Origin of the sequence: Desulfoluna butyratoxydans, from assembly GCF_900699765.1 — a bacterium.
GTDB lineage: Bacteria > Desulfobacterota > Desulfobacteria > Desulfobacterales > Desulfolunaceae > Desulfoluna > Desulfoluna butyratoxydans.
The window spans coordinates 15,637-30,073 of the sequence record NZ_CAADHO010000007.1; the positions used below are offsets into that span (position 1 = coordinate 15,637).

The window sequence follows — 14,437 nt, forward strand, 5'->3', positions numbered from 1 at the left end:
TTTGCGGGCGATGTGTTTCGCCTTTTTTCAGGGTGTGCCTCGCCTGTGCGGGGAGGCATCAGTAGTTGGCTTCGTCCATGGCATAGGATTCAAAATCCTGTTCGATAAGGAACTTCGTGATCATGTCGCTCACCGCATCCGCGGTGTCCACTCGGTAAATTCCTCTCTCATCTTTCCCGGTTTTGCGTTTGACGTTGGCGACAATGGCCTGCAGGGTGGCTGTGGTGATGCTGATGTTGGCGTTGATGCGCAGTAAATCTTCTCTGTCCGACATTCTGATAATCCTTTTTCCTGGATGAATAGTATTTTTAGCGCCCACAACAGCGTGTGGGGCGGAACGTGCGCCGTGGAAAAGGAGTATACAGCATCCATGGAAAAAGTCATCCCCACAGGTCTTGGCCCGGCAGGGTCAACGCATGGAACACTTCAGTTGCCTCCGGCGGGTCGCTTTTTGAAAAAAGCTCCGCAAAAACGTTCCGGTAAATAAAAAAAGAAGAGGGGCTATGCCTTATGCAAAACCTGTTTGTCTAACTTTTCAAAAGGTTGGCTCCCCGGCAGGGCCGCAAGAGGCATCTGCTATTGTTTTTCCTGACTCAGGGGCAGGGTCAAGATGGCCCGGGCGCCACCGTTGGTTCGGTTTTCAAGGGTGATGTGGCCACGGTGGAGTTCTGCGATCTCTTTGACAAAGTTGAGTCCCAGGCCCGTGCTTTTTTTGTGGTCTCCGGGGCGCTGCAGGGAGAAGAATTTTTCAAAGAGCCGGTCCTGGGCATAGTCGGGAATGCCGGGGCCCCGGTCTTCCACCGAGAATGAGGCCAGGGAGCCCTTTCTGTTTGCAGCGATTCGGATGGTCTCGCCGTGGGCGCTGAAATCAATGGCATTCTGGATGAGGTTGGAGAGGGCCTGCTTCAGGAGAAACGCGTCCCCTGTCACCGTGAGGTCCGTGTCGATGTCCTGGGCAAGGTGGATACTTTTTTGGGCGACAAGGGGCATGAGCCGTTCGGTGACGCTGTTGATGAGGGCTTTTACAGCCAATGGTTCAGGCTCTTTCAGGCCCTTCATGTTCTCGATGGCCGCCAGTTGGAGCATTCTGTCCACAAGTTGCCTGATTCGCCGGGATTCGTTTTGGATGTTGTTAATAAATCGCTGGCGCTGCGGCGCGGGCATCTCCTCTTCCAGAAGCTCTGCGGCTCCCTGGATGGCCGAGATGGGGCTTTTGATTTCATGGGTGAGGGTCTGGACGTAGGTCTCCACGTATTTGCGCCCTTCAAGGGCGTCTTTCATGCTTTCAAAGGCCCGCCCCATTTCACCGATTTCACTTCGGTCCAGGGTGGGCAGGGCCGCTTTTTTTCCTTTTCGGACGTCGTGGGCATATCGGGTGAGCCTTTTGATGGGCCGCGTGATGAAGAGGATAAGGAAAAAGCCTGCGAAAAGGGCTGCGGTGAGGGCGATGACGCTTCGTTTGATGATTTGCGCTTTGGCAATGCGCAGGAAGCTGTTGATGTTGGTGGTGGGCTTGCCCACGGTGAGGACCCCGGTGATCTGGTCTCCCATGAGGATGGGGGCGGCGACGTACAGCACGGTTGGTTCGTTCGGGTCTTCGCCTTCCCGGGTCGAGCGTGCTCCGTATTTTCCTTCAAGGGTCAGGGAGACGTCCCGCCACTGGGAGTAGTCGGTGCCTGCCGGGGCTTTGTCCAGGGAGTCAAAGAGAAGGCGTCCCCGGTTGTCCGTGATGTAGACCCGCATGTCCACGCTGGTTTTGTTCAGGTGATAGATTTTGGAGGCAAACTCCCGGGCGTAGGCCTTTGTGAAGGTTGCCCGGAGCGTGTCCGGGGCAAAGGTACCGGTTTCCATATCTTGGGAGACCATGGCAGCCATGATTCGGGCTCCGTCCACCAGGGACTCTTCCACACCTTCAAGGTAGCGGACCCGTATGCTCGTCAAGACATCGTGGGTAAGGTAGTAAAACCCAAGGGAGAGGATCAGGGAAAAGGCGATGAGGATCCGGGCCGCAAGTTTCATAGTGTCTCTTTCAGGGAGTAGCCGATGCCACGGTGGGTTTGGATGGGGTCGAGGTCCGGCCGGATTTTTTTCAGTTTGGCTCGGATGTTTTTGATGTGCACGTCCACGGTCCTGTCCATGCTCATGCCCGGTTCGTCCCAGACCCTCTCCATGAGCCTGTCCCTGGAAAAGATCTGGCCCGGGCGGGCAATAAAAAGGGACAGCATCCTGTATTCATATCTGGAGAGGTCGAGGGGCTGTGAAAAATAGCTGATTTTAAGCCGTGCGTCGTCCACCCGGAAGGCAGCGTTACCCGATTCTGCTTTGCTTTTAACGTCTGTGTCTGGTGTGATGGCTGCCCCTGTCCTGCGGAGGACTGCCTTGACCCGTGCGGCCAGCTCCCTCGGGCTGAAGGGTTTGACCATGTAGTCGTCCGCCCCGATTTCGAGCCCCACGATCCTGTCCACTTCCTCGGACCGTGCCGTCAGGAAGATAATGGGCACCGTGCGGGTTTTGCGGATGGTTTTGCACAGCTCCATTCCGTTTACATCGGGCAGGCCGATATCCAGGACGATGAGGTCCACAGGCGATTCATCAAGAATCGTCATCACCCCCATGCCCCCGGTTTCCCACAGGGTTTCGAACCCTTCCGTGGTCAGGGCGTATCGTATGTTTTCCGCAATGGCAGGTTCGTCTTCCACGATCAGGACAAGAGAATTCATACTCTTTTCATATCCACTTCATACTGGGTTCATGTCTCCGGGCGAAAAAGAGGCGTGTGAGGGCCCCTGGGCGACCGGGGATCTGCAAGGGGTCGGCGCATGCCTTCAGGCCTTGGTTTATAGCCTTGGCCGGGGATCATATCAATAAAAAAGCACTGCCAGGAGAATGGACCATGAATCAATTATTTCTGAAGAAAACCGGGATTATCGCCGCGTTGATCGTGATGCTGCTTGTGCCGCTCACCGCCATAAAATCCCTTGTGGGCGAGCGGAAAATACGGAGCAGGGAGGCCATTCGAGAGGTGTCGCAAACCTGGGGCGGGGCCCAGACGGTCACAGGTCCCGTTCTGACCATCCCCTTTGTGGACGAGGAGAATGCAACCCGGTACGTTCACTTGCTGCCCGACGTCCTTGAAGCGGAAGGGGCCCTTGTTCCTGAAACGAGGCGTCGGGGAATTTATGAGGTGGTTGTCTATACATCGGAGATAACGCTGAAAGGGTCCTTTGCGCTTCCGGCTTTTTTTGAATGTGAACCGGCCGTGGACAGGATTCTCTGGGACAAGGCGTTTTTGAGTGCGGGCATTTCGCAGCTCCAGGGTGTTCAGAGCAAAGCCCGGTTTCTCTGGCAGGATAAGCCGTGTCGAATTCGACACGGCAAAACACCGGGGGCGCCTTTGCAGGGTCTTCACGCCTCGGTGCTACTTGAAAACAGTACCCTGGGACGGGCCCTGCATGCCCAGGGCTCCCCGGATGACAGCGTTCACCCCTTCTCCTTTGAAATTTACCTGCCCCTCCAGGGGGCCGGGCGGCTGAATGTGACCCCCGTGGGCAACACCAATACCGTGGATCTTCGCTCCACCTGGGAGCATCCCGGCTTTCAGGGACGGTATTTTCCCACATCCAGGGAGATCGGTCCGGAAGGGTTCACCGCCCATTGGGATGTGACCAATTACGACGGACTCCTTGCCCGGGCATGGACGTCGGGCAAGGAGCATACATTCATCTCCTCATCGGCTCTGGATCCGCTTTCCTTCGGGGTGCAGCTGGTCCAGCCCGTGGATTTCTACACAAAATCCGAGCGCTCGGTGAAGTACGCCCTGGTGATCATCACCATCACCTTTTTGACGTTTTTTATTTTCGAGGTGGTGAAAAATCGCCGGATCCATCCCATGCAGTACGTTCTGGTGGGGATTTCCCTCTCCCTGTTTTACCTGCTCCTGCTCTCCCTTTCCGAGCACCTGGGCTTTTCCTGGGCCTACCTTGTTGCCGGGGCCGCGAGCATCTCATCCATCAGTGTTTACTCTGCCGGTTTTCTTTCGGGCACAAAAGACTCTGCCGGGCTGTTCGCACTGCTTTTTTCCCTGTTCGGGGTTTTTTACGTCATCCTGCAGCTGGAGCGTTTTGCCCTGGTCCTGGGGTCGGCGGGGCTCTTTCTGGTTCTCGTTGCGGTGATGCTCATCACGAGGAAGGTCGACTGGTACGATGCCTTTGAGGGTGGGGGCTCACAGGGGAAGGATGAGGCCTGATTCGGCCCTGTTTGGCGGGGACATTTCCTGACAAACGATTGTTCTGCCCGGGCTGTGCCACTTACGCTGAACAGACAGAGTGCGCTGTCGTCATTTGTTGGTTATTGGATTGGGTCGAAGTGCCTCCTGCAGCTTTGCCTGAGGCACTGGATCGTTTCTCATAAACCAAGGGGGTGATTCGTTGAGGGGGCTCGAAGGGCCTGGGTGGGACGGTGACGGCTCCTTAACTTTACGGTGGGGCATGGATCATTCCGTGGCTTGTTCCATGTTCTCCATGAGTGTGACCATGGACTGCTGGCCGACGGTGATGAGGCCGGACTGGGGCCGGTTGAGGTCCACAACGAGTGTGATAAGCACGGCAAAGGCAAGGGGCAGGGGAACCACCGTAATAATGCGCCGCTTGCCGGTCAGTCCGATCTGGGTGCCCAGGGTCAGCATGGTCAGTGCCGTGATGGCGGCAAGAGCAACCCAGACACTTCGGGGAATACGATTGTGAAGGGCAACCGTTACCCGTTTTTCGTGCATGTCGATGACCTCGTTGGTGGCCTGGACCATCAGTGACGTATTTGTGGTGGGGGCTTCCAGGGCTGCCTCTGCGACCTGTTCCCACAGGAGGTCATGGATTTCCACGGATTTTTTTACCGCAATGTCGATGTCTTTGCCGCTTAAGGCGGCTTTTAACCGAATATCGACATAGTTCTTGAGAAGCCGTTTTACTTCCATGCCATGTCGCGTATCAATCAGGTCGGTTCGCAGATAGGCTGTGCCGATGGCGTTGGCTTCTTCCAGAACATTTTGCTTTCGGTGGTCGTGCTGGGACAGGGCCATGGAAAACGTGAAGGCCAGGACAAAAGCCAGCATTCCGAGCAAACCTCCCACCAGGGTCCCCAGGGAGGTCTGGGTCTCCTCCTCCTGGCGGCTTTGCAGGCGCAGGCCGATCTGGCAGCCGAGTTCGTAACACAGGATCATGAGTATCGCGGTGCCGACATAGAACCAATGGATTGGAAGGGCTTCAAATTGGCCAGGGTTCATTTGGATCTCCCATGCTGTTTGTTGGCTGACGCCTGGGTGAGGAATCCTTTTCTATCGAGGAAGGGTTGTGTAGAGCACCCGCTCAAAGTCTGTTAACAGGGCCATGACGTTTTCATCGTAGTGGGGGAGCAGCTGGCATAACAGAACGACTCCGATTTGGCGTGAGGGGTCGATCCAGAAGTGTGTGTTCTGGATTCCGGACCAACTCAGGGAGCCCGGAGAACGCCCGTCGTTGCTTTTGCCTCTGTTTACCTGAAATCCGAGCCCGAACCCGTCCTGTCCAGCCCCTGTTGGAAAGGGACGCGTCATGCCCGCAAGGGCTGCGGGTTGCTCCTCAATGGTGAAACCGTTCAGCTGGTTTCGAGACATCTCGGCAACGGAGGCGGGCGCTACGATTCGGGTGTTACCGAGTTGTCCCTGGCCGAGGATCATCTGAATGAATCGCCCGTAGTCGCGGGCGGTGGAAAGAAGGCCGCTGTCTCCCCGCATGAAGGGTTTGTATTTTTTGGGCCGGGCTTGCCCTTCCAGGCCCTCGGCGGTTCGCTGGTAGGTTGCCACCAGCCTGTCGTGCTTTCGTGAGGGTAGCTTAAAGGAGGTGTCTTTCATGTCCAGGGGCCCGGTGATACGGGTGTCGATGAACGTGGAAAGGGATTGCCCGGAAACCTTTTCGATAATCCAGCCCAGGTAGATGGTCCCCATGCCGTACGTCCATCGGGCTCCCGGGTCGTGGAGCGTTGGGTACTCGTGTGCCGGGGCCGATGTAAGCTGGGAGATGCGAAGCAGCTCGGGGCTGCAGAAGACGTATCCGACTCCTGACGTATGGCACAAAAGGTCCCGGATGGTTATGGGCCGTGAGGCAGGACGGGTCATGATGGTTTTATTTTTATCGTCGATACCTGTGAGAACTTCTAACTCTGCCATTTCCGGCAGGTAGTCAGAGGCCGGTACGTCAAGGGACAGGCGCCCCTCCTCGGCGAGAATCATGATCCCCAGGGATGTGAGGGGTTTTGTCATGGAAAAGATACGGAAGATGGCGTCTTCCTGCATCTTTTTACTGCCCCGGCTGTCCATGACGCCTGCGGTGCCGGTGTAGAGGATGTGATCCGCATCGACCACCATGGCAACCACACCGGGAACGCCGCTTTCTTTCACCGCCGATTGGAGCACCCCATCGAGGGCTGCCCGGGTATCCGCGTCCAGGCGGCTGGGAGGGGGAGGCTCGGTGCAGCCTGCAAGCAGGAAGATGGTGAGGACGAAGCAAAGTCGTTGCATAATCCCTCTTCTGTTCGGCATTGGCGGGTCGTTGCGGATCAGGCAAGTGAAAGGTGTTGCCAGCGTTTCGTTGGGGTGGTGGCTCCACGGGCATGGGTGAGGCCGTTAACCCGTGGCTGCCGGAAAACCGGGGCGGGCCCTGGTGGACGAAATGCTGATTTTTTACGGAGAAGGTTGTGTCGTGTTGAATGTAAACGAATGATATTGCTCATAGTATCACGGGCGATTCGTTGAAGGCAAGGCTGTTGGGCCGCATGGGCGACTCTTGCCCGACGGCGGCCCGGTTATTTGCCTATGGAGGTTTTCCAGTGGGCGTGCAGGCCTGCTATATCCGAGGAGCACAGCAAGCCCATGGCGGCGTTGACCTGGGCGTCGCTCCAGTCCCACCATCTCATCTCCAGCAACATGTCGATTTGGTCTGTCGTGAACCGATACCGGATATGCCTCGCCGGATTTGACCCCACAACCGAGTAAGGCTCGACATCTCTGGTGACAACGGCCCGGCTTGCGATGATGGCGCCGTCCCCCACCTTCACACCCGCCATGACCATGGCTTCGGTGCCAATCCACACATCATTGCCGATCACTGTATCTCCGGCCCTTTCGAAGCCGTCGACTGCCCCGGAGAAGGCCGGGTTGTCCTGGTAATAGAACGGAAACGTGCTTACCCAGTCGTTTCGATGCCCCTGGTTTCCGGCCATCATGAACACAGCCCCTGATCCGATGGAGCAGTAGCGGCCGATGATCAGCTTGTCGACGTCGTCCCGGTCCGGGATCAGGTACCGGGCACAGTCGTCAAAGCTGTGGTGGTGATAGTAGCCGGAGTAGTAGCTGTGGTCTCCGACAATGATATTGGGGTTTGTTACCTGGTCTTTCAGTTGTTTCCCCACAAAGGGGCTTTCAAAATAGTTCTTCACCGGGTGATTCCTCAAGGGGATTTGATCTATTGGTAAAGGGCGAAAATGGCCCGGCCGATGGACGCAATGGATTTGTTTAGCTCCTCAAAGGAGGCCGTGGTCTGGGTTAGGTAGATACAGACCACAAGTGGTTCCTCCGGTGCGGGCCAGACAACGGCGGCAATACCTCTGGACCCATGGCCGCCTGCACCGGACCGGTCGGCAATGTCCCAGCCCTTCGGCAGGACCGAGCGAAGCAGGCTTCCTGAGACCTTGTTTCCCCTCATCCAATTTGTCAGCAGGGCCTTGGATGCGTCTGACAGCTCGTTTCCAAGGACCAGGGTCCTGAGGTTACCCGCCATGGCGTCGGGGGTGGTGGTATCCCGGAGGTCCCCTTTGCGGGCTTCGTTCAGGTCTGGCTCCATGCGGTCCAGGCGCGTGACGGTATCGCCTATGGACCGAGCAAAGGAGGTCAACGCTTGGGGGCCTCCTGTCTGGGTCAGGACAATATTGGCTGCCGTGTTGTCGCTCATGGTCATCATGGATTCACAGGCCTGTTTCAGTGAGAAGGCCTGCCCGACGTGGTTGCTGGTGACGGGCGACCAGGTAACAAGGGATGTTTTTTCTATGACGACTGAATCGTCGAAGGAGAGCGCCCCGGCTTCGATATCACGAAGTGCCTTGGCGCAGGCCAGGGTTTTGAATGTGCTCATGAGGGGAAAACGCCGATCCCCATGATGGCTCCATGTTGTTTTTGTTTTGGCATCATAGATCGAGACGCCCACGGGGCTGCCAAGGGCCTGCTCGATGTCAGCGATTGTCTTAGTCAAAGATGTCACGTCGGTTTTATTTTCCAATGCGTTTCGAGACACAGGCTCCTCATGCCTTGCACCGATGCATCCCGATAGAATTCCAATGATCAAAAGTGACACGGTTAATTTTAGAATCTTCACTGATTTTTCCTTTGTGTGTGCTGCATACAAGATAGAAAAAAGCTGCCGGGGAGGGTCCCGTACAGAGGGTTTTTGTCTGCCCCGATGGGGTGTTGGGCATTTTGATGTGCTTGGTCCCGTATAGTCGGGAAGGCCCGGGCAGAGCATATATGAGTAAAGGAGTTTAGCATAGTCCGGATATTTCACGCGTCGAGTCCGTCCAGATTTAAGGCATCAGAGCTGCTGATGCAGTTCTTTACTTCAACGCTCTGATAACACAGAAGATGGGTGGGCTCGGCTTGCCCGAAGGCAGAAACGCGTGCCTTAGACGGAAAATTACATGTTGGATTTATGGACTATCAATATTTTTCTCAGTAACCACCAAAGATGACGATTTATTTGGCTTATTATGGTCGTTTTTTCATGAAATATCCGGGATAGGGGATGTTTTTTTGACAAGGTCGGAGCGGCATGTGATGTGATGCCTCCGTGCATACCCGATTCTGTTTTGCATCATGACTGTAATGGGCAGATATTAGGAATAATTGCTGCGAAATCGGCCTGTGTTGCGATGCCGTGGCGCATCCGGAGCGGTGGGCATGCCATGGCTGTTCTTTTGATGGGTGAGGCTGGTGTGAAAGGGGGCTCTGTCTTCGACCGGGCTGTTTTTAATGGTGATATAGGAAACACTCTTTCTTTACTTAAGAAAACAATACGGCATGGCACAGTCTTTGGAAGTATTTAAGGTTAGTTATTATTTTGCTGACCTGATTTGACTCGTGAGGGAACAATTGCCCGGGGGAAACACGAGACTCTGAGACCGGATGAAAGGTAGACCTGCCATGATCAATGCAACACTGAACAAAAAGATCAGCTTTGCCGTTATTCCCATCGTTTTGTTGTGCCTTTTCGTCTTCGGGGGGACGACGTATGTCTATATGAGCAACCTGATACGGGGGGACTTGTCCGACAATATCCTGAAAACCGTGCAGGAAAAATCCACGGTGGTGGACGTATGGATCAAGACACATCTCATCGAAACCGAGTCCATCGCCCAGACACCCCAGGCGAAAAACATCAACACGGGATTTGATGAGATCGATGCCTTGAACCGCAACCGGTATCTCTATTTGAAAAAAGCCTACCCCAACGATTATTCGGATATCTACTCCGCCAACAGCCAGGGTGTTTACCATACCATTCAGCAGGATAAAAACGACCAGTCCCTGAGCAGCTTTGTGGGCAACATTTCAAGCCGGGGGTATTTCAAGGACCTGATGGCAGGTGGGCCCTCCTTTGTCACCCCGCCCCTGATCTCCAAAACCACGGGCAAGGCCACGATTTTTATGGTTGCCCCCATTGCCGATGACCGGGGAACGCCCCAGGGGCTGGTGGGGGCCGGCATCCAGTTGAACTTTGTCTCCGAGACCATCGACGCCCTGGGCTTGACAGGCAAGAGCTACGGCATCGTCCTGGCCCAGGACGGAACCATCATCGTGCATCCGGATACCTCCGTTGTCATGAAGGAGAAACTTGGCGAGATAAGCGGCGGCCGTCTTGGGGGGCTTGATGAATACATGAAGGGTAACCGCACCGGTATCTATGAATTTACGGACAGCGGGGAGAGCAAAATAGCGTTTTTTTCCAAGGTGCCGACCACGGGGTGGTCCATTGTGACGGTCATCGATGAGCAGGAGCTGCACTCCAAAGTCTATACCTTGCGGAATTTACTGCTGGGGTTGACCCTGGCCACCATTGCCCTTGTGGGGCTGGTGATTTTCCTGATCTCCAGGTCCATCTCAAAGCCCGTCAAGCAGGTTGTGGCGGGGCTCAGGGACATTGCCGAAGGGGAAGGGGACCTGACCATGCGCCTGGTGGTGGACACCAAGGACGAAGTGGGGGAGATGGCCAGGTGGTTCAACCTGTTCATGGAAAAACTGCAGGCCATTATCAAGGATATCGGGGCCACAAGCACCAAGGTCGACGGCTCCTCGGACACCTTGATCGATATTTCCGGTCGGCTCTCGACAGGGGCGGAAAATACGGCGGATCGCGCCGAGGCCCTGTCCGGGGCGGCGACGGGCATGAGTGAGAACCTGGCCAATATTGTCGCAGCCATTGAGGAGTCGTCATCCAACAGCACCATGGTGGCATCGGCCGCCGAAGAGATGAGCGTGACCATCCACGAGATCGTGGACAACACGGCCAAGGCCCGGGGGATCTCCGATGAGGCGGTGTCACAGTCCAAAGAGGCCGCCGGCAAGATGGTGGCGTTGCGCCATGCCGCCGAAGAGATCGGCCAGGTCACCGAAACCATCTCGGCCATCTCCGAGCAGATCAACCTGCTTGCCCTGAACGCCACCATCGAGGCGGCACGGGCCGGAGACGCCGGAAAAGGGTTTGCCGTGGTGGCCAACGAGATCAAGGAACTCGCCGCCCAGACGGCCGAGGCCACCGAAGGCATCAAGGAGCAGATCGAAACCGTCCAGGGCACCACCTCGGAAACCGCAGGGGAGATCGATCAGATCGCCGGGATTATCGAGCGGGTCAATGCCATTGTGGCCACCATCACCTCGTCCGTAAACGAGCAGTCCACGGCCACAAAAGATATTGCCAACAATATCTCGTTTGTCTCCCGGGGGATTTCAGACATCAACGAGAACGTAACCCAGAGCTTCTCCGTGTCCAAGGCCCTGACCGAGGATATCTCTCAGATTAACCAGGAAGCAGGGGACATTGCCGGATCAAGCGCTCAGCTGAGTTCCCATGCGGAACAGCTTCGGGAGATGGCCGCCCGGGTGAACGGAATCGTCGGGCGGTTTAAGGTGTAGCTGAAAAGGCTGAACCCTTCAATTTGGAAGCAGCGCCATTCCAAAGCCGCTATCATGCGCTCATTCGATCGGTGCCGTAGAGATTGAGCAGCTTTGCACGGGCTACCTTTGCGGCGATGGTTCGTTTGGTCTCCGGGGTCATCTCCATGTCACCCTGCCGGGATATCGGGCCATGGCCGTATGCCTGTTTGACGATCTCTTCATAGGCATGCCTCAACATCTCAAAGGAGTCTTCAACTTCAGGGTACTCCCCCTCCTCGCGAAACGGCAGGCGGATGACGTTTTTGATCTCATTGTCCTTCAGGTAGGGCGCGCTTGGGATACAGAGGTAGTGGTGCCGCTCCGGTACCCATGCCCCGGTCCTCTCATCTTCCCCGGGCTGGCAGAAAGGGCGACGTGCATGGGGGATGCGGGGTATGAGGCTCTTGACGGTCAGGGCATTGACGGCCAGCTCTTTTTCAAAGGGCTCCAGGGTGATGGTGTACGTCAGGGTGGGCCTGAAATTGCCCCTTTTTTTATCGATGCTCCATTGAATACGCACGGTTTTTCCTTTTGGGTTCAGTCACATTTACAACTGGATAACGTCGCCGAAGGGCGCCCGGTTGTCGCTGTTGCCGGTTTTGACCCACAGCACCGGATAGGGCGGCGGCTGGTCTGGGTAGGAGAGGCACTCAAGGTCGGTGAGGTAGATCAGGCACGACGGCATCAGCCCGTTTTTGGCGACCAGCTCAAAGACCGGACGAAAATCCGTTCCACCGCCCCCTTTGGGGCGAAGGGCCACGGGCAGGTCGCAGCGGTTGAAGACGTCGTACCCTGAAATCTTTGCATCACAGTAAATCACATGGAGGGTAGCCGGGTAGCGCTCCATGATGTCGGATACCTCTGCGCTGAACTGGGCCAGCTCAGCCGGTTCGATGCTGCCGGAGGTATCCACGGCAACGACGATGGTGCTCAGCTCCTGGTTCTGGAGCGAGGGCAGGTAGAGCTCCTGGTGAATATACCGCCTGTTGGGGGATACCCAGGAGTAATTCGAGCGAGCGGACTGCTCGATGAATCGTGCCAGCAGCTCTCTCCAGTTGAGTTTCGGGTTGATCCGGCGATGGATGAACCGTTCCACTCCGGCAGGCAGCTTGCCCATGCCCCGGGCATTGACAAAGGCCTGGGTAAGGGCCTCATTCCAGTCTGTTTCATGGCCCGGATCTGTTTCTCCTCCCGCAGGGGTGTCACGGACTTCCCCTGATTTTCCGGGATCACCCGAGGGAGAAGCCTCCTGCGACTCTTCCTCTGATTCCTCCCGGCCTTCGGGGAGGGCCGATGCCTCAAGCTCGGATGTGTCATCTCCGGAGGCCGCTGAGTTATCTCCTGCCTCCGGATCTGATTCCTCTTCGCTTTGTTCCGAATCATCCAGGCCGCGCTCAAGAATGGTGTAGACGGCCTCCGCACTTTTTCCGTCATAGGCATCGTTCAGCAAAAAACCGTCGGGAAGGGTGAATCCGGACTCCAGCAGGATGCCGTTGACGGCATAATCACAGGCCCTGTTCCAGAGGTCGTGGTCCCGGTTCTGCCGACGGGTGTGGTGCCCGCAGGCCGGGTGCATCACCGTATGGGCGGTAAGCCCCTCCAGCTTGTCCGGCGAAAGGACCCGGACATACAGGGGGTTGTAGCCAAATACCTTGCCGTCGGTCCAGGCCGTTTCACACGAATAGTCCTCCCTGACCTTCAACCGCAGGGCCAGGGAAGCAAAAAACGGGTGGTTGATGACCAGGGAGGTGCGCGCCCTCAGAATTTTGGAGTACGCGTTGGTGTCTTTGATCTGTGGGTTCATGGTTGCCATGTCGTTGTTCCGGGCGGGATGCTGTAAAAAAGTTGTGCCGGTTCAGCTTGCCTTCTATGGGTAAATTGGGGTGGGGAAGCAGCCTCCGGTGGCCAGGGGATGATCCCTGAACCCCAGGTTGCGGATGCTTTCCCCTCGTTCCTAAGTGAAAAACATCCGCGAAGATGTTCATAAAACCGCCCCAAACCAGTTTGTCAAACCCAACGCATAAAATGGGTAAACCTTTGGCCCCGGCAGGGCCGCCTGAGGCATCGTTAACTTGGCAGCCTCCGGCGGGTCGCTTTCTTTCAGAGGGTTACAGGCCTTACATAAGAACCTCTGCATGGTCTTCCGCCCACCGGGCAAACCCATCGGTTTCTACGATTCGATTGTTTGCGCGGGCCGCCTCTCGGATGAGCAGAACGCTGAACTCATCGGGCAACCGGGAGGCAAAGGTCAGCAAGGCATCCATGGTGCCGGAATCTGCCGACAGAGCAAGCATTTCGCACAGGGCAAACAGGACCGCAGGGTCTGTGGGGACATCCACAAGGTTGGGGGCGGATAAAATGCTCTCAGGGTCCGGAAGCTGGTGCCGGATGGTGACATACCCGCAAAACTCGGCAGCGGCTCCTTTGCCCACCGTGCCTGCCACCAGCTCGCTTAGCATGCTCTTTTCCATTCCCCCACCCATGAGGCGAGAGACAAATTCCCAGGACCTGGGAGACGGAAAGGCCTTGTCTGCCCGCTCCGGGTCAAAATCGTGGAGAAGCTTGGGACGAAAACGGATAAAGGAGGTCACCTCCGGGGCGATGTCGTGTGCTTCAGCCCAGGTGAGCCACTCCTCATGGTCCACGCTGAAGTCGATATGCACAAACCGGTTGGCCAGAGCAGACGGCATGCGGTGGGTCACCGCCCGGTCCTGCTCCCGGTTTCCGGCAGCGATGATGGCCCAGCCCTCCGGCAGGGTGTACTCCCCGAGCCGCCGGTCCAGAACAAGCTGGTAACATGCCGCCTGGACCAGGGGAGGGGCCGCGTTGAGCTCATCCAGAAAAAGAACGCCGGTTCCCGAACGCGGCAGAAAGGACGGCGCGCACCACGTGGACGTGCCGTCATCCCCGATGCGGGGAATGCCCCGCAAGTCCACCGGGTCCAGGAGGATGGCCCGGATATCGATGAGTTCCAGTCCCATGGCGTCAGCCGTCTGCCTGACCACCTGGCTTTTGCCAATGCCGGGAGGCCCCCACAAAAACGTGGGTTGACGAATCTGAATGAGGGTTGAGACGGCTGTTGCAATGTGGGACGGTTTCATTGGCTTCCTTCTTTGTGTTTATTTCGGGGGACTCATAATTTGTTGTTGTGTCGTTAAGTTTTAGGCGACCCAAACAAACCAGATGCTGTGTGATTTTGCAATCTTT

The 14,437-nt window shown here is 56.5% G+C and carries 12 protein-coding genes; 2 read left to right on the forward strand and 10 right to left on the reverse strand.

All coding sequences use genetic code 11. The features are described from left to right. Nucleotides 1-58: 58 nt before the first annotated feature. The 3 genes from MSL71_RS18075 to creB all read right to left on the reverse strand — a co-directional run bounded on the left by MSL71_RS18075 (nucleotide 59) and on the right by creB (nucleotide 2,720). Nucleotides 59-274, reverse strand: coding sequence for a hypothetical protein (locus tag MSL71_RS18075; protein WP_180143072.1), 216 nt, complete (start codon nucleotides 272-274; stop codon nucleotides 59-61). A gap of 302 nt (nucleotides 275-576) precedes the next feature. Further along, on the reverse strand, nucleotides 577-2,019 hold the full coding sequence (gene creC / locus MSL71_RS18080) for a two-component system sensor histidine kinase CreC (RefSeq protein ID WP_180143074.1): 1,443 nt from the start codon (nucleotides 2,017-2,019) through the stop codon (nucleotides 577-579). Further along, nucleotides 2,016-2,720, reverse strand: coding sequence for a two-component system response regulator CreB (gene creB, locus MSL71_RS18085; protein ID WP_180143076.1), 705 nt, complete (start codon nucleotides 2,718-2,720; stop codon nucleotides 2,016-2,018). The genes creC and creB overlap by 4 nt, the downstream gene beginning before the upstream one ends. A gap of 173 nt (nucleotides 2,721-2,893) precedes the next feature. On the opposite strand from creB, the gene creD reads away from it, so the two are divergent. Beyond that, on the forward strand, nucleotides 2,894-4,246 hold the full coding sequence (creD, locus tag MSL71_RS18090; RefSeq protein ID WP_180143078.1) for a cell envelope integrity protein CreD: 1,353 nt from the start codon (nucleotides 2,894-2,896) through the stop codon (nucleotides 4,244-4,246). A 246-nt stretch (nucleotides 4,247-4,492) separates the two neighbouring features. Here the strand turns inward: creD and MSL71_RS18095 are convergent, their stop codons facing one another. From MSL71_RS18095 to bla, 4 genes are all read right to left on the reverse strand, one after another. Beyond that, nucleotides 4,493-5,278, reverse strand: coding sequence for a bestrophin-like domain (locus MSL71_RS18095; RefSeq protein WP_180143079.1), 786 nt, complete (start codon nucleotides 5,276-5,278; stop codon nucleotides 4,493-4,495). 51 nt (nucleotides 5,279-5,329) lie between these two features. Beyond that, nucleotides 5,330-6,550, reverse strand: a complete 1,221-nt coding sequence (locus MSL71_RS18100; RefSeq protein WP_180143081.1) for a serine hydrolase domain-containing protein — start codon at nucleotides 6,548-6,550, stop codon at nucleotides 5,330-5,332. A 284-nt stretch (nucleotides 6,551-6,834) separates the two neighbouring features. Further along, complete coding sequence (gene catB, locus MSL71_RS18105; protein WP_180143084.1) at nucleotides 6,835-7,467, reverse strand: type B chloramphenicol O-acetyltransferase; 633 nt, start codon at nucleotides 7,465-7,467, stop codon at nucleotides 6,835-6,837. Between the two features lie 26 nt (nucleotides 7,468-7,493). Continuing rightward, nucleotides 7,494-8,318, reverse strand: coding sequence for a class A beta-lactamase (gene bla, locus MSL71_RS18110; RefSeq protein WP_425484439.1), 825 nt, complete (start codon nucleotides 8,316-8,318; stop codon nucleotides 7,494-7,496). A gap of 902 nt (nucleotides 8,319-9,220) precedes the next feature. Between bla and MSL71_RS18115 the strand changes: the two genes are divergently transcribed. Then, entirely contained in the window at nucleotides 9,221-11,209 is a 1,989-nt protein-coding gene (locus MSL71_RS18115) for a methyl-accepting chemotaxis protein (RefSeq protein WP_180143086.1), read from the forward strand. Nucleotides 11,210-11,261: 52 nt separating this feature from the next. On the opposite strand, the gene MSL71_RS18120 is transcribed toward MSL71_RS18115, so the two are convergent. The 3 genes from MSL71_RS18120 to MSL71_RS18130 all read right to left on the reverse strand — a co-directional run bounded on the left by MSL71_RS18120 (nucleotide 11,262) and on the right by MSL71_RS18130 (nucleotide 14,331). After that, nucleotides 11,262-11,750: a hypothetical protein gene (locus MSL71_RS18120; RefSeq protein WP_180143088.1), complete on the reverse strand. Its 489-nt coding sequence runs from the start codon at nucleotides 11,748-11,750 to the stop codon at nucleotides 11,262-11,264. A 27-nt stretch (nucleotides 11,751-11,777) separates the two neighbouring features. After that, entirely contained in the window at nucleotides 11,778-13,043 is a 1,266-nt protein-coding gene (locus MSL71_RS18125) for a vWA domain-containing protein (RefSeq protein WP_218951073.1), read from the reverse strand. A gap of 304 nt (nucleotides 13,044-13,347) precedes the next feature. Continuing rightward, a complete protein-coding gene (locus tag MSL71_RS18130; RefSeq protein ID WP_180143090.1) occupies nucleotides 13,348-14,331 on the reverse strand; it encodes an AAA family ATPase in 984 nt (327 codons plus the stop codon). Between the last annotated feature and the right edge of the window lie 106 nt (nucleotides 14,332-14,437).

Excerpts from the sequence above, each read along its gene's own strand:
- MSL71_RS18075 (WP_180143072.1), bottom strand. The coding sequence starts at position 274 with ATGTCGGACAGAGAAGATTTACTGCGCATCAACGCCAACATCAGCATC.
- creC (WP_180143074.1), bottom strand. The coding sequence starts at position 2,019 with ATGAAACTTGCGGCCCGGATCCTCATCGCCTTTTCCCTGATCCTCTCC.
- creB (WP_180143076.1), bottom strand. The coding sequence starts at position 2,720 with ATGAATTCTCTTGTCCTGATCGTGGAAGACGAACCTGCCATTGCGGAA.
- creD (WP_180143078.1), top strand. The coding sequence starts at position 2,894 with ATGAATCAATTATTTCTGAAGAAAACCGGGATTATCGCCGCGTTGATC.
- MSL71_RS18095 (WP_180143079.1), bottom strand. The coding sequence starts at position 5,278 with ATGAACCCTGGCCAATTTGAAGCCCTTCCAATCCATTGGTTCTATGTC.
- MSL71_RS18100 (WP_180143081.1), bottom strand. The coding sequence starts at position 6,550 with ATGCAACGACTTTGCTTCGTCCTCACCATCTTCCTGCTTGCAGGCTGC.
- MSL71_RS18115 (WP_180143086.1), top strand. The coding sequence starts at position 9,221 with ATGATCAATGCAACACTGAACAAAAAGATCAGCTTTGCCGTTATTCCC.
- MSL71_RS18125 (WP_218951073.1), bottom strand. The coding sequence starts at position 13,043 with ATGGCAACCATGAACCCACAGATCAAAGACACCAACGCGTACTCCAAA.
- MSL71_RS18130 (WP_180143090.1), bottom strand. The coding sequence starts at position 14,331 with ATGAAACCGTCCCACATTGCAACAGCCGTCTCAACCCTCATTCAGATT.